Here is a 23,391-nt window from a genome sequence, read left to right on the forward strand (position 1 = left end):
TGATGGCGATGCGCAGGTGCTACAAGGCTTTGGCCAAGAACGCCGCTGTGCGGCTGTCGGCACACGCGGCCACAACCTTGGGCGGCCCGCTGACCACTACTTTGCCCCCGGCGTCTCCGGCCCCTGGCCCGATGTCGATCACCCAGTCGCTCTGCGCCACCACGCGCATGTCATGTTCGACCACCACCACGCTGTGCCCGGCTTCGACCAGGCGGTTCAACTGCACCAGCAGCCGGTCGATGTCTTGCGGGTGCAAGCCATTGGTGGGCTCATCCAGCACGTACAGGGTTGCCCCACGGGCCGTGCGCTGCAGTTCGGTGGCCAGCTTGATGCGCTGCGCTTCGCCACCGGACAGTTCGGTGGCCGGTTGGCCCAGGCGCAGGTAGCCCAAGCCGATATCCTGAAGCACTTGCAAGCACCGGCGCGCCGGGGGCTGTTCGGCAAATACCTGCAGGGCCTGGTCGACCGTCAGTTGCAGCACTTGGGCGATGTTCATGCCTTGCCAGCTCACCGCCAGGGTTTCGGGGTTGTAGCGGGCGCCATGACAGGTGGGGCAAGGTGCGTAGACACTGGGCATGAACAGCAGCTCGACGCTGACGAAACCTTCGCCCTCGCAGTTGGCGCAACGGCCCTTGGCAACATTGAAGGAAAAGCGCCCGGCGTCGAAGCCCTTGCCCTTGGCCTGGTCTGTGGCAGCGAACAGCTTGCGCACATGGTCGAACAGGCCCGTGTAGGTAGCCAGGTTGGAGCGTGGCGTGCGGCCGATCGGTTTCTGGTCGACCTGCACCAGGCGCTTGATGCTGCCAAGGCCCGCACTCACATGGCCGCTGCTGGCCAGTTCAGGTGCGTCTTCCAGGCTTTGCTCTTCGGCTTCGCTGCGCTGCTCGGCATGGCCCAGGTGCGCGCCCACCAGTTCCAGCAGGGCCTGGCTGACCAGGCTGGACTTGCCCGAGCCGGAAATACCGGTGACGGCGGTAAAGCAGCCAAGCGGAAATGCCGCGCTGAGGTTATTCAGGTTGTTGCGGGTGATGCCTTCAAGCTTCAGCCAGTCGCGGGCCGGTCGGGGTTCACGCATGGTGTGGGTCGGGGCACTGAACAGGTAGGCGCGTGTGCGTGACGGCTCGACCTCGGCCAGGCCTGCGGGTGGCCCGCTGTAGAGGATGGTGCCGCCATGCTCGCCGGCAGCTGGCCCGACATCCACCAGCCAGTCGGCGCGGCGCATGGTGTCCAGGTCGTGCTCCACCACATACACCGAGTTGCCCGCGTGCTTCAGGCGCTGCAGGGCTTCGAACAGCGCTTCGCTGTCGGCAGGGTGCAAGCCGGCCGACGGCTCGTCGAGTACGTAGATCACGCCGAACAGCTGCGAATTCAGCTGGGTGGCCAGGCGCAGGCGTTGCAGTTCACCAGAAGACAGGGTCGGGGTGCTGCGCTCCAGGGCCAGGTAGCCGAGGCCAAGGTCGAGCAGGGTATCGATGCGTTCGAGCAACTCGTTTGCGATGCGTTGGGCTGCCAGGCGCTTTTCCAGGGTCAGCTCGTCTTGCTGGTGTGTCAGGTAGCCCGCTGCTGCCACCTTGCGAAATACCTCGGCCAGCGCTTGCAATGACAGGTGCGACAGCTCGGCGATATCCAGCCCTGCAAAGGTCACGCCCAGCGCTTCGCGCTTCAGGCGTTTGCCCTGGCACAGCGGGCAGGGGCTGGGGCGCATGAATTGAGCCACGCGCTTGCGCATCTGTGCGCTTTGCGAGTGCATGAAGGTATGCAGCACGTACCGTCGGGCGCCCATGAACGTGCCCTGGTAGCTGGGCTCCTGTTTGCGCTTTAGCGCTTCACGGGTTTGCGCCGGGGTCAGGCCGGCATAAACGGGGGCGGTGGGCGTGTCCTCGGTGAACAGGATCCAGTCGCGCTGCGCCTGCGGCAGGTCGCGCCAGGGAATGTCAACGTCATAACCCAACGTCACCAGGATGTCGCGCTGGTTCTGGCCTTGCCAGGCCATGGGCCACGCCGCCACCGCACGCTCGCGGATGGTCAGCGACGGGTCGGGGACCATGGTTGCTTCGGTCACCTCGTAGACCCGGCCCAAGCCATGGCACTCTGGGCAGGCGCCCTGGGGCGTATTCGGCGAAAAGTCCTCGGCGTACAGCATCGCTTGCCCGTCCGGGTAGTGGCCGGCGCGCGAGTACAGCATACGGATCGAGCTGGACAAGGTGGTTACGCTGCCCACCGAGGAACGTGCGCTTGGCGTGCCGCGTTGCTGCTGCAGGGCTACCGCCGGCGGCAGGCCGTCGATGGCATCGACGTCGGGCACGCCAACCTGATCGATAAGGCGCCGGGCATAGGGCGCCACCGACTCGAAGTAGCGGCGCTGGGCTTCGGCATAAAGCGTGGAAAAGGCCAGCGAGGACTTGCCCGAGCCGGAGACGCCAGTGAATACCACCAAGGCATCGCGTGGAACATCCACATCGATGTTCTTCAGGTTGTGCTCGCGGGCACCGCGTACGCGGACGAAGCCGCTGGGGGAGGTTGGGCGTGAAGGCATGACGCAGTCCTTGGCTGTGGCTGAGCAGTGAGCCCCAAGGTAACAGCAATTTCGACCCTTTCGGTTCCACGGTGTGAAACCAGATTCGATTGTGCTTCATCCCGCCTCGCGCTTATCTGTCAGCCAAGCACGACCTGCCTTAGCCGTCGTGACCTCAAGGCAAACAACAAGAACGGGAAACCACCCGCGCGAGGAGACTCTACATGTCCCGACATCAGCACATCCTGGCCTGGCTTGACGACGTGGCCAGCGACCTGCACACGATCCGTCACGATATCCACGCCCACCCGGAACTGGGTTTTGAAGAGAGCCGCACCTCGGCGCTGGTCGCCCGTCTGCTGGCGCAGTGGGGCTATGAAGTGCACACCGGCATCGGCAAGACCGGTGTGGTCGGTGTGCTGCGCAATGGCAGCAGCCCACGCCGGCTGGGCTTGCGCGCCGACATGGACGCGCTGCCCATACACGAAGCAACGGGCGCGGCCTACAGCAGCCAGCACCAAGGTTGCATGCACGCCTGTGGCCATGACGGGCACACCACCATGCTGCTGGGGGCGGCGCGCTACCTGGCGGCAACCCGGCAGTTCGACGGCACGCTGACGCTGATCTTCCAGCCGGCCGAGGAGGGCCAGGGCGGTGCCGAGGCGATGCTGGCGGACGGCCTGCTGGAACGCTTCCCCTGCGATGCGCTGTTCGGCATGCACAACATGCCCGGGCTGCCGGCCGGGCATCTTGGTTTTCGCGAGGGGCCGATGATGGCCTCGCAAGACCTGCTCACGGTGACCCTCGACGGGGTGGGCGGCCATGGCTCGATGCCGCACCTGACCGTAGACCCGCTGGTGGCAGCGGCCAGTGTGGTAATGGCGCTGCAAACCGTGGTGGCGCGCAACATCGATGCGCAGGAGGCTGCGGTGGTCACCGTCGGTGCCTTGCAGGCCGGCGAAGCGGCCAACGTGATTCCCCAGCAGGCGCTGCTACGCCTTAGCCTGCGTGCGCTGAACGCCGAGGTGCGGGCGCAGACCCTGGAGCGGGTGCGGGCGATCATCGTCAGTCAGGCCGAAAGCTTTGGCTGCCGTGCCAGCATCGAACACCGCCCGGCCTACCCGGTGCTGGTCAACCATGCCGCAGAAAATGCCTTTGCCACGCAGGTGGGGGTGGAGTTGCTCGGTGCCGAGGCGGTGGATGGCAACACCCGCAAGCTCATGGGCAGCGAGGACTTCGCCTGGATGCTGCAGCGCTGCCCAGGTGCCTACCTGTTCATCGGCAATGGTGTATCGCGGCCGATGGTGCACAACCCGGCCTACGACTTCAACGACGAGATCCTGCTGACCGGTGCCGCCTACTGGGGCGCGCTGGCAGAGCGATGGCTCGCGCCCGCCTGACTGCCTTTTGACGACTGCCGCTGGAACCCGGGCGCGATCGCGCCTGGGCGATCACCCAATCATTGTGTGGAGTGTTTCCTATGCAGACTTCGAGCACTGGCGTGTCGCGTACCCGGCAAGTGGTGGCCGCCGTTATCGGCAACGCCCTGGAGTGGTACGACTTTATCGTGTACGGCTTTCTGGCCAGCATCATTGCCCGGCAGTTTTTCCCGTCCGACGACGAGTACGCCTCGCTGCTGATGGCCCTGGCCACCTTTGGCGTGGGCTTTTTCATGCGCCCGGTGGGCGGCGTGTTGCTGGGCATGTATTCCGATCGCAAGGGCCGCAAGGCGGCCATGCAGATGATCATCCGCCTGATGACCGTGTCGATTGCCATGATCGCCTTTGCCCCCGACTACCTGGCCATCGGCATGGCCGCGCCGCTGCTGATCGTGGTGGCGCGCATGCTGCAAGGGTTTGCCACCGGTGGCGAGTACGCCAGTGCCACGGCGTTTCTGGTGGAGAGCGCGCCGGCCCACCGCAAGGGCCTGTATGGCTCGTGGCAATTGGTAGGGCAGTGCCTGGCGGTGTTTTCCGGGGCGGCGATGGTGGCCCTGGTGACGCACTGGTGTTCGCCTGAGGCGCTGGACAGCTGGGGCTGGCGGATCCCGTTCGTGCTCGGCCTGCTGATCGGCCCGGTGGGGCTGTGGATTCGCAAGCATATGGAAGAGCCCGAGGAGTTCGTCGAGGCGCGCCGCCAGGCCAAGGGCCAGTCGCCCAGCCTGTGGCAAGTACTGCGTGAGCATCGGCGCAGCCTGCTGGTATCGATGGGCCTGGCCTGTGGCGCTACGGTGTCGTTCTACGTGGTGCTGGTGAACATGCCGACCTTCGCCCACAAGAACCTCGGGCTGCCACTGGACCAGGTGCTTTTGGTGCAGATGCTGGCCGTGGGGCTGATGACCGTGGTCATTCCGCTGTCCGGCGCGTTGTCTGACCGCCTGGGGCGCCGCCCCGTGCTGATGGCCTTTACCCTGGCGTTCTTCATAATGGTCTACCCGCTGTATGTGTGGGTGGCCGCCGCGCCATCCGTGGAGCGGCTGCTGGTGATGCAGCTGCTGTTGTGCACCGCCATCGGCGGCTTCTTTGGCCCGGCGCCGACCGCCCTGGCCGAGCAGTTCCCGGTCGAGGTGCGCTCCACCGGGGTATCGGTGGCCTATAACGTGGCGGTGATGGTGTTCGGTGGCTTTGCCCCGTTGATCGTCACCTGGCTTACCAAGGTACTCGGTACCCCGGTCGCACCGTCGTTCTACGTGCTGTTCGCCTGCCTGCTGACGCTGGCGGGTACCTATTGCCTGAAAGAAGCACCCCGGGCAGGCAAGCCCACCACTTTCAACCTTGGAGTAAAACCGTGAAGCCGTCAGCCATCGACCCCATCGTTGCCCTCGATGCCGAAGCCTTGTCCCAGGCCATCCATGCCCGCCAGGTATCGTGCCGGGAGGTGATGCAGGCTTATCTCGCGCACATCGAACGCTGCAACCCGCAGGTTAACGCACTGGTGTCGCTGCGCCCGGCCGAGGCAGTGTTGGCTGAGGCCGATGAACGTGACTGCGAGCTGAAGCGGGGCCATTCCCGCGGCTGGATGCACGGCATGCCACAAGCGATCAAGGACCTGGCTGCCACTGCCGGGCTGCGCACCACCCTGGGCTCGCCCTTATTCGCCGAACAGATACCTGAGCATGACGCCATCAGTGTGGCGCGGGTGCGGGCGAGCGGGGCGCTGATCGTTGGCAAAAGCAACGTGCCGGAGTTCGGTCTCGGTTCGCAAACCTATAACACCCTGTTCGGTACCACCACCAATGCCTACGACCCGCAGCGGGTGGCCGGCGGCAGCAGTGGCGGGGCGGCAGCGGCGCTGGCCATGCGCCTGCTGCCGGTGGCTGACGGCAGCGACATGATGGGCTCGCTGCGCAACCCGGCGGCGTTCAACAATGTGTTCGGCCTGCGCCCTACGCAGGGCCGTGTGCCCCATGGTCCGGCACCCGAACTGTTCGTGCAGCAGCTGGCTACCGAAGGGCCGATGGGGCGCAGCGTGGTGGATGTGGCGCGGCTGTTGTCGACCCAGGCAGGCGTTGATGCACGGGTGCCGCTGTCGCTGAGCGAGGGCCGCCGCGATTTCGCTGCAGGGCTGCAGCGCGATTTTCGGGGTGTGCGGGTTGGCTGGCTGGGTGACTACAACGGCTACCTGCCGATGGATGACGGGGTGATGGGCCTGTGTGAAGCAGCGTTGGCCGATTTCGCCGAACTGGGTTGCCGGGTGGAGGCTTGCCAACCGGCGTTCGACCCGGCGCGCTTGTGGCAATGCTGGCTCACCCACCGCCACTTCCTGGTGCACGGCAACCTTGGCGCGGCCTATGCCGACCCAGCCAGGCGCGCCTTGCTCAAACCCGAAGCACAGTGGGAGGTAGAGGGCGCCTTGCAACTGAGCGCGGCCTCGCTGTACCAGGCGTCGCTGGACCGCAGTGACTGGTACCGCGCCTTGGCACACCTGTTCGAACGTTACGACTACCTGCTGTTGCCGTCCGCCCAGGTGTTCCCTTTCGATGCAAAACTGGCGTGGCCGACGGCCGTTGGGGGCCGGGCGATGGACACCTACCATCGCTGGATGGAGGTGGTGATCGGGCCGACCCTGGCCGGTTTACCCAGCATCAGTGTACCGGTCGGTTTCAACAGCGACGGTTTGCCCATGGGCCTGCAAATCATAGGCCCGGCCCAGGCCGACCATGCGGTGTTGCAACTCGCGTACGCCCATGAACAGCTGACCCGGTGGGTTGAGCGGCGCCCGCCACCGTGCCTGCTGGCCTGATGAAAGCACTGGGCAGGCGCGGTTCTTGCTGGCTATGCTGACCATCCAGCTACAGGGAGGTCATACCCATGGGCATTACGGCAGACAGTGGCGGTGTGCGTTCGGTGGAGCGCGCATTGGCCATTGTCGACCTGCTGGGCGAGCATCAGGCACTGGGCCTGGAAGAATTGCATTACCTCACCGGCCTGCCCAAGGCCACGGCCTCGCGCATGCTCGCCACCTTGCAGGAGCAGGGCTGGGTCTACCGTGGCCTCAGCGACCGGCGTTATCGCCTGTGCGCACGGCGGCTGTTCGGTGACCGGCAGATGCGCTTCAAGCGGCGGCTGGTGGAAAGTGCTGCACCGCTGCTGCTGGACCTGAGCGAGCGCACCGGGCTGGTGGTGGACCTGTCGTGTTTCGACGGCGAGCGGCTGGAGGTGATGGAAAGCGCCATCCCTCAGGTATTGCGCAAGCGGTACCCGCATACCTGCCAGATCGTCGGGCACCATGCCAGCCTGTTTCACTCGGCGATGGGGCGGGCGTGCCTGGGTGAGCTGGCGGTCGATGAAGTGCAACGCCTGGCGGCCCATGAGCGGCTGCGCGATGACACGGTGCTGCGCAACATCGAAGAAGACGCGCACAAGGGCTTTGGCCAGCGCACCGAAGGGTACTGGGAGTACCCGGTGCGTTTGCCGTTCCTGATCCGCGCCATTGCGCTGCCGGTGCACGCCGAAGGGCGCCTGGCCGGGAGCATTGCCTTGCACTGGCCGCTGGATCAGGCACCGGTGGAACGAGTAATGAATTTGCACCTGAGCAGCCTGGCGACCACGGTAGACGATGTGCAGCGGGCCTTGGCGGGCTAGTGCTGACCTGTGCTGCGAAGAGGCCAGTGCAGGCCACAGCAAAAGCCGGCAGATGTCACTGGCCCTCCCGAAACCCGCTAGGGCTCACCCCCGCATGCTTGCGAAAGAACCGGCTGAAATACCCTACATCGGCAAACCCCAGCTCATGGGCGATCTCTTTCACGCTCAGGCTTGAATGCCCCAGCATGCGCTTGGCTTCCAGTACCAGCCGGGCATTGATCACGTTCATGGGCGTCATGCCCAGGTGCTCCTGACACAACCGCCCCAGTGTCGCCAAGGTCATGCCGAGCTCGGCAGCGTAGTCCGCCAGTGGCCAGTGCGCGCGGTAGTGCATGTCCACCAATTCACGCAAAGCGGTCAGCTGCTGGCTGCGCCTTGACACTGGGCGCTGCCCACCCTCGGGCATGTGCGGTTCATGGCGCAGCACCTGGATCAGCAGCGTCAGCAGCAGGGCCATGCTGCTGGCCACATGCTCACGGGCGCGGTTGTGGTACTCCTCGCGCAAGGCCATGCACAGCGGCAGCAACGGGTCTTCGTCGACTGCCCACGAAGGCAGTGCGATCACCTGGGGTTTGCGCACCTGCGCCAGCAGGTTGGGTGCCAGCACCTGGGCAATGCTTTCCAGTGGGTGCTGGGCGGCGGTGATCACCAGGCCCTCGACCTGGCCGGCCCAATGAAAACCATGCACCACTTGCGCCGGTACATACACCACGCAGGGTGCCTGCACCTGGAGCCGGTCACTGTCGAACAGCACCTCACCGCCGCCGCTCTGCAGGTACAGCAGTTGCAGCAAGCCTTCATGACGGTGCGCGGCAATTTCCCAGTTATGTGCGCCAGAACGTTGGGAGATCTGTTCCACATGCAGGGCTTCGTGCCACACCGGTCGGGCGGTTTCACCATACAGGGCGTAGTTGGGGATCTTGTTCATGTTGTTGTAATTGTTCTGTTCGGTACCTGGTTACTGTGCCACAGCTGCCTGCAGGCTTCAGGCGGCAGGACGAATTTTGTCGGGAATGTGGGGCTGGTTGCAGGTTTTGTCCATTCTGCCGGTGTGCCTGCCGGCCCTAGGCTGTGGCCCAGATGAAGCGACACTCTGGAGAGCAGCATGCACAACAACAAGATCCCCTCTCAATGGCTGGGCCTGGATTCGGCCGTATGCGTGGTAACCGGTGCCGCCGGTGGTATTGGCGCGGCGCTGGCCGGCGCCCTGGTCGCACAGCAGGCCCATGTGGTGCTGCTGGACCGTGACCTGGACAAATGCCGTGAACTGGCCGCCACCTTGGGCGAACACAGTGTCGGAGAGGTCAGCGCCTTGGGCTGCGACATCGCCGACCCGGCCAGCGTGGAGCAGGCCGCAGCCCAGGTTCAGGCGCTGCACGGGCGCTGCGATGTACTGGTCAACAATGCCAGCGTGCTGCGCCCCGGCGCGCTGGACGTGCTGAGCCTGGAGCAATGGAACCAGGTGCTGGCGGTCAACCTCACGGGCTACCTGGTGTGTGCCCAGGCCTTCGGCCGTTCGATGCTGGCCCGTGGCCGAGGCCGTATGGTGCACGTGGCCTCGATCGCCGCGCATTACCCGCAACCCAATAGCGGTGCCTACAGTGCGGCCAAGGCCGGGGTCAGCATGCTGTCGCGCCAGATTGCCGTGGAATGGGGGCCACGAGGTGTGCGCAGCAACGCAGTCTGCCCAGGGTTGATCCGCACTCCCTTGTCTGCCGCGTTTTATGCCGACCCGCAAATCGAATGCCAGCGCAGCGCCATGACGGCCAACCAGCGTATTGGTGAACCACAGGATATCGCCGACGCTGTGCTGTTCCTGGCCAGCCAGCGCGCCGACTACATCAATGGTGCAGAGCTGACCGTGGATGGGGGGCTCGAGAGCATGCCCATGGCGCTGATCCCGCGGCCAGGCTTTGAGGGGGTACGCGCATGACCACACGTAACTGCGATGTGCTGGTGGTCGGGGCGGGTGCGGGTGGCCTGGCAACTGCCATTACTGCAAAGAAGCAGGGCCTTGACGTGATCGTCATCGAAAAGGACGACTGCTTTGGCGGTACCACGGCGTTTTCCGGCGGTGTGTTGTGGGTGCCTGGCAACCGGCACGCTGGCAACGACAGCCCCGAGGCGGCCATGACCTACCTGCGCAACGAAACCGGGGCCTGCTTTGACGCGGCCGGGGTCGAGGCGTTCTTGCGCTACGGGCCGCAGATGGTGGACTTTTTCGAGCGGGAAACCGCCGTGAAGTTCGTGCCCACGCTGTACCCCGACTATCACCCACAAGTCGAAGGGGGCGTCGATGTGGGCCGTTCGATACTGGCCGCACCTTACGACATCCGTGGCCTGGGGCCGGACATGGCACGCCTGCGCCCGCCGCTGAAGACCATCACCTTCATCGGCATGATGTTCAACTCGTCGAATGCCGACCTCAAGCACTTCTTCAACGTCACCCGCTCGTTGACCTCGTTCGTGTACGTGGCCAGGCGCCTGCTCACCCACCTGAAGGAGTTGGCCCTGTATCGCCGCGGTACCCAGGTGACCAGCGGCAATGCCTTGGCGGCGCGCCTGGTGCGCTCGGCGCTGGACCTTGGCATCCCGATTCTCACCGGCACCCCGGCGCGGCAGCTGCTGCGCGACGGTGGGCGGGTGGTGGGGGTACTGGCCGGGCAAGGCGACAGCGAACTGCGTATTCAGGCACGCCGCGGGGTGGTGCTGGCCTGTGGCGGGTTCTCCCATGACTTGCAGCGGTTGCGCCAGGCCTACCCGCATGTGCGCCGTGGCGGTGAGCATTTTTCCCCGGTGCCAGCGGGTAATACCGGCGATGGTGCCCGCATGGCGGAGGCGTTGGGTGCCAAGGTCGATATACGCCTGCAAGCGCCAGCTGCCTGGATGCCGGTGTCGAAGGTGCCGGTGGGTGGCGGGCGATACATCGCCTTTCCGCATCTGCTGGACCGCTACAAGCCGGGCGTGATCGGTGTATTGCGCTCTGGCCGGCGTTTCACCAACGAGTCCAACTCCTACCACGACGTGGGCGCAGCGCTGATCGAAGCCTGCGCCGGCCAGGCAGAAACCGCCATGTGGCTGGTGTGCGACCGCCGTACGCTGGCCAAGTACGGCCTGGGCTTTGCCAAACCTGCACCAATGCCACTGGGGCCATTGCTGCGTAACGGTTACCTGCTCAAGGGCAAGACCTTGGCCGAGCTGGCAGGCAAGGCCGGCATCGATGCGCAAGGGCTGGAGCGGACCGTGCGCGATTACAACCTAGGCGCAGTGCAGGGCGAGGACCGCCAATACGGCCGCGGCAGTAACAGCTTCAACCGCTACCTGGCCGACCCTCAGCAACAGCCCAATCCGTGCGTGGCGCCGGTGGGCGAGGGGCCTTACTTTGCCGTGAAGGTCATCATGGGCGATCTGGGCACCTTCGACGGGCTGCGCACCAGCGTGGTCGGCGAAGTGCTGGCCGCCGACGGGCAAGCCATCGAAGGGCTGTATGCGGTGGGTAATGACCGCGCCAGCATCATGGGCGGCAACTACCCCGGTGCCGGCATTACCTTGGGGCCGATCATGACCTTTGGCTACATCACCGGCCGCCACCTGGCAGGTGTCGAGCAGGGGCTGGCGGCAGCAAGCAATGCGCGGGAGGTAGCGTGATGGACAAGGCTGTGGTCGATCACCGCATCTACACCATTCGCCCGCGCTGCATGGCGGCCTTTATCGAAGCCTTCGACCAGTTGGCGATGCCGATCTTGCTGCGCCACCTCGGCGCACCGCTGGCGTTCTACACCAGCAGCATCGGGCCGCTGAACCAGGTGGTGCACCTGTGGGGTTATGACAGCCTCGATGACTTTGAAAAGCGCAGCGCGGCGCGGGATGCCGACCCGGATTTTGCCGCTTATCTGCATGCCACCCGTGACCTGGTGGTGGCGCAGGAAACCCGGATCCTAAGGCCTGTGTATCTGCGCAGCCTCGACAGGCAGTGATGTTGCCTGTGCCGGCGATTGGGCCGCAACGCGGCCCCGAAACACCGTCATAAAAACAACAACAGGTGATACCCATGAACAACACACTCGACGTGCGCCAACTGATCGACCAGCAACCCATCGGCCGTTACCAGAAATGGGTGGTGTTGCTCGGCTTTCTGATCATCGCCCTGGACGGCCTGGATGTGGCCATCATCGGCTTCATTGCCCCCCAACTGAAAAGCGACTGGGGCCTGGGCGCGCAAAGCCTGGGCCCGGTTTTGAGCGCAGCGCTGATCGGCCTCGCCCTTGGCGCTTTGATCGCCGGCCCCTTGGCTGACCGCTACGGACGCAAGGCAGTATTGCTGTACAGCGTGCTGCTGTTCGGCATCTGGACCCTGGCCTCGGCTTTTTCCCCGAACCTGGAAACCTTGGTCGTGCTGCGCTTTCTTACTGGCCTGGGCCTGGGGGCTGCAATGCCCAATGCCAGCACCCTGGTCAGCGAGTACGCCCCGGCGGGCAGCCGCTCGCTGCTGATCACACTGGCGTTCTGCGGGTTCTCCCTGGGGGCAGCGATGGGTGGTTTCGTCAGCGCCTGGATGATACCCAACCTGGGTTGGCGCAGTGTGCTGGTGCTGGGCGGGGTGTTGCCGCTGCTGGTCTTGCCGCTGCTGTACTGGCGCCTGCCAGAGTCGGTCACCTTCCTGGTCAGCAATGGCGCAGATCGCCAGCGCATTCTGGCCATTGTCCGCCGCCTGGCCCCCGACCATGTCAACGCCGACAGTACGTTCGTCATGCCCGCCAAGCGCCAGGGCACTGACGGTGCGATTGGCACCATCCTCTCGCAGCGCTATCGTTTTGGTACCTGCATGCTCTGGGCTGGCTACGTGCTGGCGCTGTTCCTGGTCTACCTGTTCAGCGGCTGGCTGCCGACGCTGGTGAAGGAGGGCGGTGGTTTTTCGGTGTCCGAAGCAGCCATTGTCACGGCCTGCTTCCAGATTGGCGGGCCGGCAGGGGCGATTTCAGTAGGCTGGGCCATGGACCGCTGTAACCCTCAGCGCGTATTGATGCTGACTTTTCTGTTCAGTGGTGCGGTGATTTTCACGATTGGCCAGGTGGTGGGGAATTTCGCCTGGCTGTGCGCCATTGCCTGCGCCGTGGGCTTTGGGCTGAATGGCGCAAGCGTTGGCATGAATGCATTGGCCGCAGCTTTTTACCCCACTGAGGCACGGGCAACCGGGGCCAGCTGGATGAGCGGCATTGGGCGCATTGGTGCCGTGCTCAGCGCCTTCGCCGGGGCTCAGATGCTGGCATTGGGCTGGAGCTTTGCGCAAGTGTTTGCATCATTGCTGATCCCTGCCGGGCTGGCGGCATTGGCGGTATGGCTGCAGGGGCGCAATGCTGCGCTACGGTTTAACGCTCAAGGCTGTACATCCGGCACTCCGCCAGCAGCGCCAGCAGGTTCGGCTCCCGCTCCCTAGCCTTCAGGAACACCACGCCTATATGTTGCTGCAAGCGGTATTGCGGCTTCAAGGCAATCAGCCTGACGCGGTTTTCGTACACCGCCGCAATGCGCCCGGGCAGCAGGGCAAAGCCCACGCCCGAGCTGACCATGCTCAGCAGGGTGAAGATGTCGTTCACCTGCATGGCCACCTTGGGCTCGAAGCCGGCCTGCTGGAACACCCGCGCGCCATCGCGGTGGGTGGCGAAGCCCTGGGTCAGGGTGATGAAGGTGGAGTCGGCGAGGTCGGCCAGGTCCACCTCGGCCTGCCCGGCGAAAGGCGAGTCGGTGGGCACAGCAAGGAAGATATCATCGGAGAACAGCGGCAGTTGCTCGCATGCCGGGTCGCTGATGCTGTCGTCGAGCGACACAAGGATAGCTTCCAGCTCGTGGTTTTTCAGGCGCTGCAGCAGGTCGACGTTGGAGCCCAGGGTAAGGTCGATGTTCAGCTCGCTGCGGCGCAGTTTCAGCCCCATGACCAGTTTGGGCACGGTCTTCACCGTCAGCGAGTAGAGTGCGCCCAGGCGGAAACGCTCGGCGTAGAAGCCGGCGGCTTCACGGGTCTGGCGGACCATCTGCTCGGCGTCCAGGATCAATTGCCGGGCTTTCTTTTCCAGCACGTAGGCGCTTTCCAGCGGGATCAGCTGGCGGCCTTCGTGCTTGAACAACGGGCAGCGCAAGGCGCTTTCCAGTGAGTGGATGGCCCGGTGCACGCTCACGGCGCTGGTGGACAACTCAACCGCCGCGCGGCCGAGGTTGCCCGTGCGCATGAAGGCAAGAAAGGTTTCCAGCTTTTTGAGGGTCAGTTCTTCGTCGATGAGCATGGGGGCCTGGGTGAGTATGGCGATAGAGTTATGGGGTGTTTGAGATCGAGCGCCGCCCGCGCGGCGCATCGCGAGCTGCGCTCGCTCCTACGTTTGTTCCGGGCCAATTAATCCTGTGGGATTTGCGCGCGAACGCGTTGGTGCATGGCTCGATATCGTGTCGTACGAACAGGGCGGTCGCGCGCGTTGGCGCAGGTGTTACTGGCCCGAAACAAACGTAGGCGCGAGCGCAGCTCGCGATGCGCCGCGCGGGCGGCGCTCGATCTCAAACACACCCCACACCTCAAGCCATACGCTCGATCAACGCCCACAACGCCGGGTCATTGAAATCATTCACGACCAGCCTGGCACCCGCCTCCAGCAACCGCTGCGGCGTCTGTGTCGTCGCCACGCCCACGGTAAATATCCCCGCGCCACTGGCGGCCGCAACCCCCGGCAATGAATCCTCGAAGGCCAGCGCCTGGCCGGCCTCGGCGCCCAGTTGCTGCAGGCCGGTGAGGTAGGGCAGCGGGTCTGGCTTGGGCCGCGCCAGCTCCTCGGCTACCAGCACATGCTCGAAATGCTGGCCAAGGCCCATGGCATTCAGCATGTGTTCGGCGTTCAGCCGCGGTGCATTGGTCACCACGCACATGCCGATGTCATGGGCCTTGGCATGCGCAAGCAGGCGCAAAAGGCCTGGCATCGGGTCAAGACATGGCGACAAGTCGCGAAACAGCGCCTCCTTGCGATCGGCCAGTGCCCGGCACTGTTCGACGCTCGCGCCGCTGAACAGCTCGGCGAACAACTCGCCGTTGGCGCGGCCACTGACCTGGGCATCGAACTGCGCCTGGCTCAGTTCGCGGCCGTCATGCTCACGCAGCAGTTGGCGAAAGGCCTGCAGGTGCAGGGTATCGGTGTCGGTGAGGGTTCCGTCGAGGTCGAACAGCAGGGCGGTGAGCATGGGGTATCCAGATCAAGAAAACACAAGCCTTGGGATCATAACCAATGCTGGCGACAAAGGGGGCTGTTCAGCGTGCTCCGAAAAGAGTACAAATGTGCTCCATGGACACTCTTACCCCCAAACGCCGCGCCATTTTCGAATTCATCCGCGAGCGCATTGCCGAGCACAGCCAGCCACCGAGCCTGGCCGATATCGCCACGCGCTTCGGTTTTGCCTCGCGCAGCGTCGCGCGCAAGCACATTACCGCCCTGTGCCAGGCCGGTTACATTGATGTCACGCCCAACCAGGCGCGGGGCATTCGCCTGGCCGAACCGCTGCGCCGGCCGGAAATCCTGGAAGTGCCGGTACTGGGCCAAGTGGCGGCAGGTGCCCCCATTGGCCCGGACCTGGATATCCACGAACAGCTCCTGCTCGACCCCAGCCTGTTCCGTCGCACCCCTGACTACCTGCTTAAAGTGCGTGGCGATTCGATGATCGACGACGGCATCTTCGACGGTGATCTGGTCGGCATCCTTCAACAGGCCGACGCCCGCGATGGCCAGATCGTGGTGGCGCGCCTGGACGGCGAAGTCACCATCAAGCGCCTGCAACGCCTGGGCAGCGGGTACCGGCTGTTGCCACGCAACCCGGCCTATGCACCCATCGATGTGAAACCCGACCAGGCGTTTTTCATCGAAGGCGTGTTCTGCGGCTTGCTGAGGCGTGACTGATGGGCGCGGTGGTCGACCTCGACAGGCTGCTCGACCAGCGCCGTGTCTGGCGCGGGCGGCAGGCCCAGGCACGGCCACTGGGGTTGCAGCCGACCGGTCATGCTGCCCTCGACGCGCGCCTGCCTGAAGGTGGCTGGCCGGCGGCGGCACTCAGCGAGTTGCTGCTGGCCAACCCCGGTTGCGGCGAGTTGCAACTGCTATGGCCCACACTGGCGCGGCTTAGCGCCGACGGCAGCCGGGTGGTGCTGGTGGCGCCGCCCTTCATTCCTTACGCACCGGCCTGGCAGGCAGCGGGGGTGGACCTGCGCTGGCTGGTGCAGGTGGACGCCGCCCCCGCCGATGCCCTGTGGGCCGCCGAACAGTGCCTGCGCTCGGGCAGTTGCGCGGCGGTGCTGTGCTGGCCTGAACGTGCCGATGACCGTGCCTTGCGGCGTTTGCAGGTGGCCGCAGAAACCGGCCAGGCGCTGGCATTCGCCTGCCGGCCGCATCAGGCAGCACACAACCCCTCGCCAGCAGCACTGCGCGTTGCCGTCGACACCCGTCCGGCACAGTGGCGTGTGCTGAAAAGCCGGGGCGGCATGCCACCGGCGCTGCCCATCGCCTGCCCTGGGCGGGGCTGATGCCCCATGCTTTGGGCCTGCATCCTGCTCCCGCAGCTGGCGCTGGACACCGTCCTGCGGGAGCGTGACGACCCCGACACACCCTTGGTGCTGGTTGGCGGGCCTAGCCAACGTCGGGTATTGCAAGCGGTCAGCCCGGCAGCGGCTGCACTCGGGTTGCGGGCAGGGCAGACCCTTACGGCGGCACGTGCCCTGGCAGAGGGTTTTACTTGCGTCGAAGTCGACCCCAGGCGCATCGAGCAGGTTCAGCAATTGCTGGCAGCCTGGGCCTATCGCTTCAGTGCCCAGGTCAGCCTGCATTACCCGCGGGCTTTGCTCCTGGAAGTGGGGTCCAGCCTGCAACTGTTCGGCCCCTGGCCGTTGTTCGAGGCACGCCTGCGCCAGGAGCTGGCAGATTTGGGGCTGCGTCAACGCATCGTCCTGGCCAGTAACCCGGTAGCGGCGCGCATGCTTGCCAATGGTCATGATGGCTTGGCCTTGAGCGACGCCGACGCCACCCGTGCGGCACTGCTGGGCATGCCCATCACCCGTATCGGCCTGCCGGCAGATGCCGCCGAGGCGTTTGCCCGCATGGGCCTGCGGCAGTTGGGCCAGGTACTGGCCTTGCCGCGCGATACAGTGGCCCGGCGCTTTTCGGCCCATGTGCAGTTGCACCTCGACCAGTTGCTTGGCCTGCGCAATGCGGGGCTGGACTTCTACCAGCCACCGGACCGCTTCGAAACCCGGCTGGAGCTGAACTTCGACGTTGAGTCGCACCAGGCGTTGTTGTTTCCGCTGCGGCGTATGCTCAACGACCTTGCCGCTTTCCTCGCCGGGCGCGACTGTGGCGTGCAGCGTTTTTGCCTGCACCTGGAACATGCCGAAGGGCCTGATACCCTGCTGCAGGTAGGCCTGCTGGCGGCCGAACGCGATGCCGCCATGCTGTTCGAACTGGCCCGTGGGCGCCTGGAGCCGCTGCGCATTCCCGCCCCTGTACGCAACCTGCGGCTGGTTGCCGAAGACCTGCCGCCCTTTGTACCGCAGCATCAGGCGTTGTTCGACCCACGCGCGCAGCAGGCACAACCCTGGGAACAATTGCGCGAGCGGCTGCGCGCTCGCCTGGGGGATGAGGCCGTCAAGGGGCTGAGCGCGGCAGCCGATCACCGCCCCGAGTGCGCCTGGCAGCTGACCGAGCAAGGCGCCCAAGGCAGTATGACGGTGGCTCCGGGCAGTCGCCCGGGCTGGCTGCTGCCAGCCCCGATGGCGCTGGACGCCAGCAGCTACCAGGTACAGGGCCAGGCCGAACGCATCGAGTCGGGCTGGTGGGATGGCGGCGACGTGCGCCGGGACTACTACCGCATCGAAACCCGTGACGGCCTGCGCGGCTGGGCCTACCGCGACCTCGGCCAGGCCGGCCCGCTGTGGCTGCAGGGCTGGTTCGCATGAGCACGCCGGGTTATGCCGAGTTGCATTGCTTGTCCAACTTCAGCTTCCAGCGCGGGGCGTCGAGCGCTGACGAGCTGTTCAGGCGTGCACGCGAACAAGGCTACCAGGCCCTGGCGGTCACTGACGAGTGCACCCTGGCCGGCATCGTCCGGGCCTGGCAGGCCGCCAAGGCCCATCAGCTGCGGCTGATCGTAGGCAGTGAGGTGCGGCTGCAAGAAGGCCCCAAGCTGGTGCTGCTGGTCGAGAACCTGGCCGGTTACCAGAGCTTGTGCGCGTTGATCACCCGGGCCCGGCGGCGGGCGCAAAAGGGCGAGTACCAGCTGTTTCGCGACGACCTGCAGCAGCACCATCAAGGCTTGCTGGCGCTATGGGTGGCCGATGACTGCGCCGATATGGCCACCGGGGAGTGGTTACGCAGTGTGTTCAGCGAGCGCTTGTGGCTGGCGGTGCACCTGCATCGAGGCAGTGACGATACCCAGCGTCTGCAGCACTTGCGTGGCCTGGCCGCTGAACTGGGTATCCGCGCCGTGGCCTGTGGCGATGTGCACATGCATGTGCGCGGTCGGCGTGCCTTGCAGGATTGCATGACTGCCATCCGCCAGCATTGCCAGGTAGCCGAGGCCGGGCGTTTTCTGTTTGCCAATGGCGAGCGGCACCTGCGCAGCCAGGCACAGCTGGGCGAACTCTATCCTGCCGACCTGCTGGCCGAGACCCTGGCCATTGCCGGGCGCTGCCAGTTTGACCTGAGCCAGCTGCAATACCAGTACCCGCGCGAACTGGTGCCCCAGGGCCATAACCCGGCAGGCTGGTTGCGTGAACTGTGCGAACAGGGGTTGCCGTTACGCTGGCCAGACGGGCCGGGTGACAAGGTGCGCGAAGTGCTGGCCACCGAGTTGGCGCTGATCGAGGAACTCGGTTACGAAAGCTACTTTCTGACCGTGCATGACATTGTCGCCTTCGCCCGCAGCCAAGGCATTCTGTGTCAGGGCCGCGGCTCGGCGGCCAATTCGGTGGTGTGTTTCGTGCTGGGCATTACCGAGCTCGATCCCCTGCAGCATCGCCTGCTGTTCGAGCGCTTCCTGTCGCGTGAACGTAACGAGCCGCCGGATATTGACGTGGACTTCGAGCACGATCGGCGCGAAGAAGTGATCCAGTATGTGTTTCGACGCTATGGCCGGCATCGTGCGGCGCTGACGGCGGTGGTCAACACCTACCACGCCGCCGGGGCTGTGCGCGATGTGGCGCGGGTATTGGGTTTGCCGGTGGACCAGGTGGATGCCTTGGCAAAATGCTGTGGTCGCTGGAGCGACCGTATTCCCGATGACCAGCGCTTGGCCGAAGCCGGCTTTGAGGCCAGCAGCCCTTCACTGCGGCGGGTACTGGTGCTGGCGGGCGAGCTGATCGGCTTCCCCCGGCACCTGTCGCAGCACCCGGGCGGCTTTGTCATTTCCCAGCAACCGCTCGACCAGCTGGTGCCGGTGGAGAATGCCGCGATGGCGGAGCGCACGGTCATCCAGTGGGACAAGGACGACCTGGACATGGTCGGCCTGCTCAAGGTCGATGTGCTGGCGCTGGGCATGCTCAGTGCCTTGCGCCGCTGCTTCGACTTGCTGCAGCGCCATCGGGGCCAGCACCTGACCCTTGCCACCATCCCCAGCGAAGACCCGGCCACCTACGCGATGATCAGCCGTGCCGAGACCATGGGGGTGTTCCAGATCGAGTCGCGTGCGCAAATGGCCATGCTGCCTCGGCTGCAGCCCAAGACCTTCTATGACCTGGTCATCGAAGTGGCGATTGTGCGCCCTGGGCCGATCCAGGGTGACATGGTGCACCCGTACCTGCGCCGGCGGCTGAAGCAGGAGCCCGTCACTTATCCCTCACCGCAGCTCAAGGAAGTCTTTGAGCGGACCTTGGGCGTGCCGCTGTTCCAGGAGCAGGTAATGGAGCTGGCCATGGTTGCCGCCGACTACACACCGGGCGAGGCCGACCAGCTTCGGCGCAGCATGGCGGCCTGGAAACGCCACGGGGGCCTGGACCCGCACCGCGAGCGGCTGGTGCGAGGCATGCTGCGCAATGGTTACGAACTGGCGTTTGCCGAACGCATTTTCGAGCAGATCAAGGGGTTTGGCAGCTATGGCTTCCCGGAGTCGCACGCGGCCAGCTTTGCCTTGCTGTGTTATGCCAGCAGTTGGCTGAAGTGCCATGAACCGGCGATCTTCACCTGCGCGCTGGTCAACAGCTGGCCCATGGGCTTCTATAGCCCTGACCAGTTGCTGCAAGAGGCCCGGCGCCAGGGTATCGAGGTGCGGCCGGTAGATGTCTGCCACAGCGAATGGGACTGTACCCTCGAGCCTGATGCTCAAGGCACATTGGCCATTCGCATGGGTTTGCGCCTGGTGCGCGGGTTGGCTGAGGCCGATGCCAGGCGGCTGGAGCAGGCGAGGGCTCAACGGCCATGGCGCGATGTCGAGGACCTGTGCCTGCGTGCCGGGCTCGACGCACGGGCCCGAGCCCGGCTGGCCGATGGCGGGGCGCTGCGAGCCTTGGCCAGCGATCGTCACCAGGCACGCTGGCAGGTGGCGGCGGTGCAGCCGCAGCTGCCGCTGTTCACTGATGTGCAAGCGGTGCCTGAAACGCCAGTGGACTTGCCTGTGCCCACCGTAGGCGAAGACCTGATGGCCGATTACCAGGCGCTGGGCACAACGCTGGGGCCGCATCCGCTGGCACTGTTGCGCTCACGCCTGAGGGCGCTGGGGTGTCGCAGCTCCAGCGAGCTGCAGGGTGTCGAGCATGGCGACAACATTGCCGTGGCCGGGTTGGTGGTGGGGCGGCAACGGCCCCAGACAGCCAGCGGAGTGACCTTCGTCACCCTGGAAGACGAGCACGGGATGGTCAACGTGGTGGTGTGGCGGGACATTGCCGAACGGCAGCGGCGGGCGCTGGTGGGGGCGCAGCTGCTCAAGGTGAGTGGGCGGCTGGAGCAGGAGAACGGCGTGCGGCACCTGATAGCACGGCGGCTGGAGGATGTGACCCCGTTGCTGCAAGGGCTGGATGTGCGCAGCCGGGATTTCCACTAACCCCCGGCCCTACCAAAAGCCGTGATGCTCGCGTATTCCTTGTGGGAGCGGGTTCACCCGCGAACACGGGCGAAGCCCGTGCCATCCACCGTGTTGCCTTCTTCGCGGGTAAACCCGCTCCCACAGGGGCCGCTCACGCTTTCAGATTGGCAAGATAAAGACGATTCACCGCTCGCCAGTTACACCATCGCCAACCGCTGCTTGCGCGTCGGTGCCGGGAACGCCCGGTCGATTGCCCGAAGGTCTTCGCTGTTCAAGGTCAGCGCACCTGCGGCTGCATTCAGCCGCACATGCTCGGGCGCCACGGCCTTGGGGATGGCGATCACTCCGTCATTACGGGTCACCCAGGCCAGGCTGACCTGGGCTGGCGTGGCGCCATGGCGCTCGGCGATTTCTGCCAGCACCGGGTGCTGCAGCAAGCGCCCGGCCTGGGCCAGCGGGCAGTAGGCCATGGTCGGCAACGCGCGCTTTTCGCACCACGGCAGCAAGTCGAACTCGATGCCACGCTGAGCCGGGTTGTACAGCACCTGGTTGGTGGCGCAGTCAGGGTTGTGCAGTTCGCGCAGGTCGTCGAGGTCGAAGTTGGACACGCCCCAGCGCTTGATCTTGCCTTGTTCGCGCAAATGCTCGAAGGCTTCGACGGTTTCTTCCAGCGGGTGCTGGCCACGCCAGTGCAGCAGGTACAGGTCGATGCAGTCGGTACCCAGGCGTGTGAGGCTGCGCTCGCAGGCGGCCGCCATACTGCGTCGGCCGGCATTGTGCGGGTACACCTTGCTGACCAGAAACACTTGGTCGCGGCGCCCGGCAATGGCTTGGCCAACCACGTCTTCCGCCCCACCTTCGGCGTACATCTCAGCGGTGTCGATCAGGCTCAGGCCCAACTCAATGCCCTGTTGCAACGCCGCCACCTCGGCGGCTTTGCGGCCAGGGTCCTCGCCCATGTACCAAGTGCCCTGGCCGATGGCCGGAACGCTCGAACCTGCCAGTTTCACGTAACGCATGTCACCTCCCGGATGCGGGTATTGGAAAGCACAACCTCAAGCAGCGCTTGCGCTGCAGTGGAAAGCTTGTGTTCGCTGAGGGCAATTACGCCGATGCGCCGCTCGACCGTGGGCTCCACCAGGGTGACGCAGCGGGCGCCGAGTTCCTGCATCTGGTTGATGCACAGCGCCGGTACGGCACTGACCCCCAGGCCGCTGGCGACCATCCGGCCGATGGTTGCCAGTTGGTGGCTCTCGAAAGCCACGGCCAGTTTGCCGTGGTGGGCGGCCACATTCTGCTCCATCAGCAGGCGCACCGCCGAAGGGCGTTGCAGCGCCACGAAGTCCTCGGCCATCAGCTGTGCCCAACTGACCTGTGGCAGCAGCGCCAAAGGCGAGTCTGCGGGTACCACCGCGACAAAGCGGTCCAGGTACAACGGGTGGAAGTTCAGCCCGTCGATGTTGTCCGGCTCGAAGCCGATGCCCAATTCGACGCGGCGATGGCGTACCAGTTCCAGCACCTGTTCGTTGATCACGTCATGCACCGTGACATTGACCTTGGGGTAGCACTGGCGAAATACCTTGAGCGAGTGGGGCAGCAGGTTGCCGGCAAAGGCCGGCATGGCCGCCACTGACACACGGCCCAGTTGCAAGGTGAAGCGTTGGCGCAGCATCTCTTCCGTGTCGTCCCAGTCTGCCAGCAGGCGCCGCGCCAGCGGCAGCAACACTTCGCCCTCGGCGGTCAGGCTGACGCTGCGCGTGGTGCGGCTGAGCAGGGCGCCGCCGAGGTTCTCTTCCAGGGCCTTGATGGTCAGGCTCAGGGCGGGTTGCGAGATATGCAGGTGTTCCCCGGCCTGGGCAAAGCTCTGGTACTTGGCCACGGCGACAAAGGCACGCAGTTGCTTGACGTTCATGACAGGCCTATTGTCTGTTTTGTAAAAGTTATCAATCGATGACGAAAACAAAATTAACAAATCAGTCGCGTGCGGTGAAGATGTCTGCACACGCTCACCGACAGCCTCGTCGGTTCTACAACTACAAAAGGCGGATCAGCATGGCCGGACTGGACAAGCGCGTTGCAACCTATGAACAGGCCCTTGAAGGCCTGACCGACAACATGACAGTACTGGCCGGTGGTTTTGGCCTGTGCGGCATCCCGGAAAACCTCATCAGCGAAATCAAGCGACGCGGCGTCAAAGGCTTGACCGTGGTGTCGAACAACTGCGGCGTTGACGGCTTTGGCCTGGGCGTGTTGCTGGAAGATCGTCAGATTCGCAAGATGATTGCCTCCTATGTGGGCGAGAACGCCGAATTCGAACGCCAGCTGCTCAGTGGTGAGCTGGACGTGGAGCTGACCCCGCAGGGCACCCTGGCTGAGAAGATGCGTGCCGGCGGCGCCGGGATCCCGGCGTTCTACACCGCCACCGGCTACGGCACCCCGGTTGCAGAGGGCAAGGAAGTGCGCGAGTTCAAGGGCCGCAAGTACATCCTCGAAGAAGCCATTACCGGTGACTTCGCCATCGTCAAGGGCTGGAAGGCTGACCACTACGGCAATGTGGTGTACCGCAATACTGCGCAAAACTTCAATCCGCTGGCGGCCACCGCCGGCAAGATCACTGTGGTCGAAGTGGAAGAGATCGTCGAACCCGGCGTGCTGTTGCCCAGCGAAATTCACACCCCGGGCATCTATGTGGACCGTGTCATCGTCGGCACCTTCGAAAAACGCATCGAAAAGCGCACCGTCAAGGCCTGAGCGCCA

At 64.9% G+C, this 23,391-nt stretch carries 19 protein-coding genes; 13 read left to right on the forward strand and 6 right to left on the reverse strand.

Features of this window, described 5'->3' with window-relative positions; all coding sequences use genetic code 11:
* Window positions 1-19: 19 nt before the first annotated feature.
* Window positions 20-2,536, reverse strand: a complete 2,517-nt coding sequence (locus J3A71_RS14900; RefSeq protein ID WP_096426113.1) for an excinuclease ABC subunit UvrA — start codon at window positions 2,534-2,536, stop codon at window positions 20-22.
* 203 nt (window positions 2,537-2,739) lie between these two features.
* Here J3A71_RS14900 and J3A71_RS14905 point away from each other — a divergent pair, with 203 nt between their 5' ends.
* The 4 genes from J3A71_RS14905 to J3A71_RS14920 all read left to right on the forward strand — a co-directional run bounded on the left by J3A71_RS14905 (window position 2,740) and on the right by J3A71_RS14920 (window position 7,599).
* On the forward strand, window positions 2,740-3,915 hold the full coding sequence (locus J3A71_RS14905) for a M20 aminoacylase family protein (RefSeq protein WP_016487287.1): 1,176 nt from the start codon (window positions 2,740-2,742) through the stop codon (window positions 3,913-3,915).
* Window positions 3,916-3,995: 80 nt separating this feature from the next.
* Window positions 3,996-5,306: a citrate-proton symporter gene (locus J3A71_RS14910; protein WP_016487286.1), complete on the forward strand. Its 1,311-nt coding sequence runs from the start codon at window positions 3,996-3,998 to the stop codon at window positions 5,304-5,306.
* Window positions 5,303-6,757 carry an amidase gene (locus J3A71_RS14915; protein ID WP_016487285.1) on the forward strand — a complete coding sequence of 485 codons (1,455 nt, stop codon included), beginning with the start codon at window positions 5,303-5,305 and terminating at the stop codon, window positions 6,755-6,757. Before J3A71_RS14910 ends, J3A71_RS14915 begins: the two co-directional genes overlap by 4 nt.
* Before the next feature lie 68 nt (window positions 6,758-6,825).
* Window positions 6,826-7,599, forward strand: a complete 774-nt coding sequence (locus tag J3A71_RS14920; protein WP_016487284.1) for an IclR family transcriptional regulator — start codon at window positions 6,826-6,828, stop codon at window positions 7,597-7,599.
* Between the two features lie 55 nt (window positions 7,600-7,654).
* Here J3A71_RS14920 and J3A71_RS14925 read toward each other — a convergent pair whose 3' ends face one another.
* Window positions 7,655-8,527 (reverse strand): helix-turn-helix domain-containing protein, encoded by an 873-nt coding sequence (locus tag J3A71_RS14925; RefSeq protein ID WP_096426112.1) that lies wholly within the window; start codon window positions 8,525-8,527, stop codon window positions 7,655-7,657.
* A gap of 177 nt (window positions 8,528-8,704) precedes the next feature.
* Here J3A71_RS14925 and J3A71_RS14930 point away from each other — a divergent pair, with 177 nt between their 5' ends.
* From J3A71_RS14930 to J3A71_RS14945, 4 genes are all read left to right on the forward strand, one after another.
* Window positions 8,705-9,532 (forward strand): SDR family oxidoreductase, encoded by an 828-nt coding sequence (locus J3A71_RS14930; RefSeq protein WP_096426111.1) that lies wholly within the window; start codon window positions 8,705-8,707, stop codon window positions 9,530-9,532.
* Window positions 9,529-11,247, forward strand: a complete 1,719-nt coding sequence (locus tag J3A71_RS14935; RefSeq protein WP_016487281.1) for an FAD-dependent oxidoreductase — start codon at window positions 9,529-9,531, stop codon at window positions 11,245-11,247. Before J3A71_RS14930 ends, J3A71_RS14935 begins: the two co-directional genes overlap by 4 nt.
* The gene (locus J3A71_RS14940) at window positions 11,247-11,576 is read left to right on the forward strand and encodes an NIPSNAP family protein (protein ID WP_016487280.1); all 330 of its coding nucleotides are present in this window, start codon (window positions 11,247-11,249) and stop codon (window positions 11,574-11,576) included. Before J3A71_RS14935 ends, J3A71_RS14940 begins: the two co-directional genes overlap by 1 nt.
* 74 nt (window positions 11,577-11,650) lie before the next feature.
* Window positions 11,651-13,036, forward strand: coding sequence for an aromatic acid/H+ symport family MFS transporter (locus J3A71_RS14945; RefSeq protein WP_209952988.1), 1,386 nt, complete (start codon window positions 11,651-11,653; stop codon window positions 13,034-13,036).
* Here the strand turns inward: J3A71_RS14945 and J3A71_RS14950 are convergent.
* Both J3A71_RS14950 and J3A71_RS14955 read right to left on the reverse strand, forming a co-directional pair.
* Window positions 12,969-13,880, reverse strand: coding sequence for a LysR family transcriptional regulator (locus J3A71_RS14950; protein ID WP_016487278.1), 912 nt, complete (start codon window positions 13,878-13,880; stop codon window positions 12,969-12,971). The two genes, J3A71_RS14945 and J3A71_RS14950, sit on opposite strands and share 68 nt — an antisense overlap.
* A gap of 283 nt (window positions 13,881-14,163) precedes the next feature.
* The gene (locus tag J3A71_RS14955; protein WP_060517881.1) at window positions 14,164-14,820 is read right to left on the reverse strand and encodes an HAD-IA family hydrolase; all 657 of its coding nucleotides are present in this window, start codon (window positions 14,818-14,820) and stop codon (window positions 14,164-14,166) included.
* A 92-nt stretch (window positions 14,821-14,912) separates the two neighbouring features.
* On the opposite strand from J3A71_RS14955, the gene lexA reads away from it, so the two are divergent.
* The 4 genes from lexA to J3A71_RS14975 are packed head-to-tail and all read left to right on the forward strand — an operon-like array spanning window position 14,913 to window position 20,652.
* Complete coding sequence (gene lexA, locus J3A71_RS14960; protein WP_016487276.1) at window positions 14,913-15,530, forward strand: transcriptional repressor LexA; 618 nt, start codon at window positions 14,913-14,915, stop codon at window positions 15,528-15,530.
* A complete protein-coding gene (imuA, locus tag J3A71_RS14965; protein WP_070086425.1) occupies window positions 15,530-16,150 on the forward strand; it encodes a translesion DNA synthesis-associated protein ImuA in 621 nt (206 codons plus the stop codon). Before lexA ends, imuA begins: the two co-directional genes overlap by 1 nt.
* Window positions 16,151-16,156: 6 nt before the next feature.
* Entirely contained in the window at window positions 16,157-17,575 is a 1,419-nt protein-coding gene (locus tag J3A71_RS14970; RefSeq protein WP_016487274.1) for a DNA polymerase Y family protein, read from the forward strand.
* Complete coding sequence (locus tag J3A71_RS14975) at window positions 17,572-20,652, forward strand: error-prone DNA polymerase (protein ID WP_060517878.1); 3,081 nt, start codon at window positions 17,572-17,574, stop codon at window positions 20,650-20,652. Before J3A71_RS14970 ends, J3A71_RS14975 begins: the two co-directional genes overlap by 4 nt.
* A 179-nt stretch (window positions 20,653-20,831) precedes the next feature.
* Here J3A71_RS14975 and J3A71_RS14980 read toward each other — a convergent pair whose 3' ends face one another.
* Window positions 20,832-21,653, reverse strand: a complete 822-nt coding sequence (locus J3A71_RS14980; protein ID WP_016487272.1) for an aldo/keto reductase — start codon at window positions 21,651-21,653, stop codon at window positions 20,832-20,834.
* Window positions 21,641-22,546 carry a LysR family transcriptional regulator gene (locus J3A71_RS14985; protein ID WP_060517876.1) on the reverse strand — a complete coding sequence of 302 codons (906 nt, stop codon included), beginning with the start codon at window positions 22,544-22,546 and terminating at the stop codon, window positions 21,641-21,643. Before J3A71_RS14985 ends, J3A71_RS14980 begins: the two co-directional genes overlap by 13 nt.
* A 140-nt stretch (window positions 22,547-22,686) precedes the next feature.
* Here J3A71_RS14985 and J3A71_RS14990 point away from each other — a divergent pair, with 140 nt between their 5' ends.
* On the forward strand, window positions 22,687-23,385 hold the full coding sequence (locus J3A71_RS14990; RefSeq protein WP_016487270.1) for a CoA transferase subunit A: 699 nt from the start codon (window positions 22,687-22,689) through the stop codon (window positions 23,383-23,385).
* Window positions 23,386-23,391: the final 6 nt, after the last annotated feature.

Origin of the sequence: Pseudomonas sp. PvP089, from assembly GCF_017875165.1 — a bacterium.
GTDB lineage: Bacteria > Pseudomonadota > Gammaproteobacteria > Pseudomonadales > Pseudomonadaceae > Aquipseudomonas > Aquipseudomonas fortuita.

Excerpts from the sequence above, each read along its gene's own strand:
- J3A71_RS14905 (WP_016487287.1), top strand. The coding sequence starts at position 2,740 with ATGTCCCGACATCAGCACATCCTGGCCTGGCTTGACGACGTGGCCAGC.
- J3A71_RS14920 (WP_016487284.1), top strand. The coding sequence starts at position 6,826 with ATGGGCATTACGGCAGACAGTGGCGGTGTGCGTTCGGTGGAGCGCGCA.
- J3A71_RS14935 (WP_016487281.1), top strand. The coding sequence starts at position 9,529 with ATGACCACACGTAACTGCGATGTGCTGGTGGTCGGGGCGGGTGCGGGT.
- J3A71_RS14940 (WP_016487280.1), top strand. The coding sequence starts at position 11,247 with ATGGACAAGGCTGTGGTCGATCACCGCATCTACACCATTCGCCCGCGC.
- J3A71_RS14945 (WP_209952988.1), top strand. The coding sequence starts at position 11,651 with ATGAACAACACACTCGACGTGCGCCAACTGATCGACCAGCAACCCATC.
- J3A71_RS14985 (WP_060517876.1), bottom strand. The coding sequence starts at position 22,546 with ATGAACGTCAAGCAACTGCGTGCCTTTGTCGCCGTGGCCAAGTACCAG.
- J3A71_RS14900 (WP_096426113.1), bottom strand. The coding sequence starts at position 2,536 with ATGCCTTCACGCCCAACCTCCCCCAGCGGCTTCGTCCGCGTACGCGGT.
- J3A71_RS14930 (WP_096426111.1), top strand. The coding sequence starts at position 8,705 with ATGCACAACAACAAGATCCCCTCTCAATGGCTGGGCCTGGATTCGGCC.
- J3A71_RS14910 (WP_016487286.1), top strand. The coding sequence starts at position 3,996 with ATGCAGACTTCGAGCACTGGCGTGTCGCGTACCCGGCAAGTGGTGGCC.
- J3A71_RS14990 (WP_016487270.1), top strand. The coding sequence starts at position 22,687 with ATGGCCGGACTGGACAAGCGCGTTGCAACCTATGAACAGGCCCTTGAA.
- J3A71_RS14955 (WP_060517881.1), bottom strand. The coding sequence starts at position 14,820 with ATGCTCACCGCCCTGCTGTTCGACCTCGACGGAACCCTCACCGACACC.
- J3A71_RS14970 (WP_016487274.1), top strand. The coding sequence starts at position 16,157 with ATGCTTTGGGCCTGCATCCTGCTCCCGCAGCTGGCGCTGGACACCGTC.
- J3A71_RS14975 (WP_060517878.1), top strand. The coding sequence starts at position 17,572 with ATGAGCACGCCGGGTTATGCCGAGTTGCATTGCTTGTCCAACTTCAGC.
- J3A71_RS14980 (WP_016487272.1), bottom strand. The coding sequence starts at position 21,653 with ATGCGTTACGTGAAACTGGCAGGTTCGAGCGTTCCGGCCATCGGCCAG.
- J3A71_RS14950 (WP_016487278.1), bottom strand. The coding sequence starts at position 13,880 with ATGCTCATCGACGAAGAACTGACCCTCAAAAAGCTGGAAACCTTTCTT.
- J3A71_RS14925 (WP_096426112.1), bottom strand. The coding sequence starts at position 8,527 with ATGAACAAGATCCCCAACTACGCCCTGTATGGTGAAACCGCCCGACCG.
- lexA (WP_016487276.1), top strand. The coding sequence starts at position 14,913 with ATGTGCTCCATGGACACTCTTACCCCCAAACGCCGCGCCATTTTCGAA.
- imuA (WP_070086425.1), top strand. The coding sequence starts at position 15,530 with ATGGGCGCGGTGGTCGACCTCGACAGGCTGCTCGACCAGCGCCGTGTC.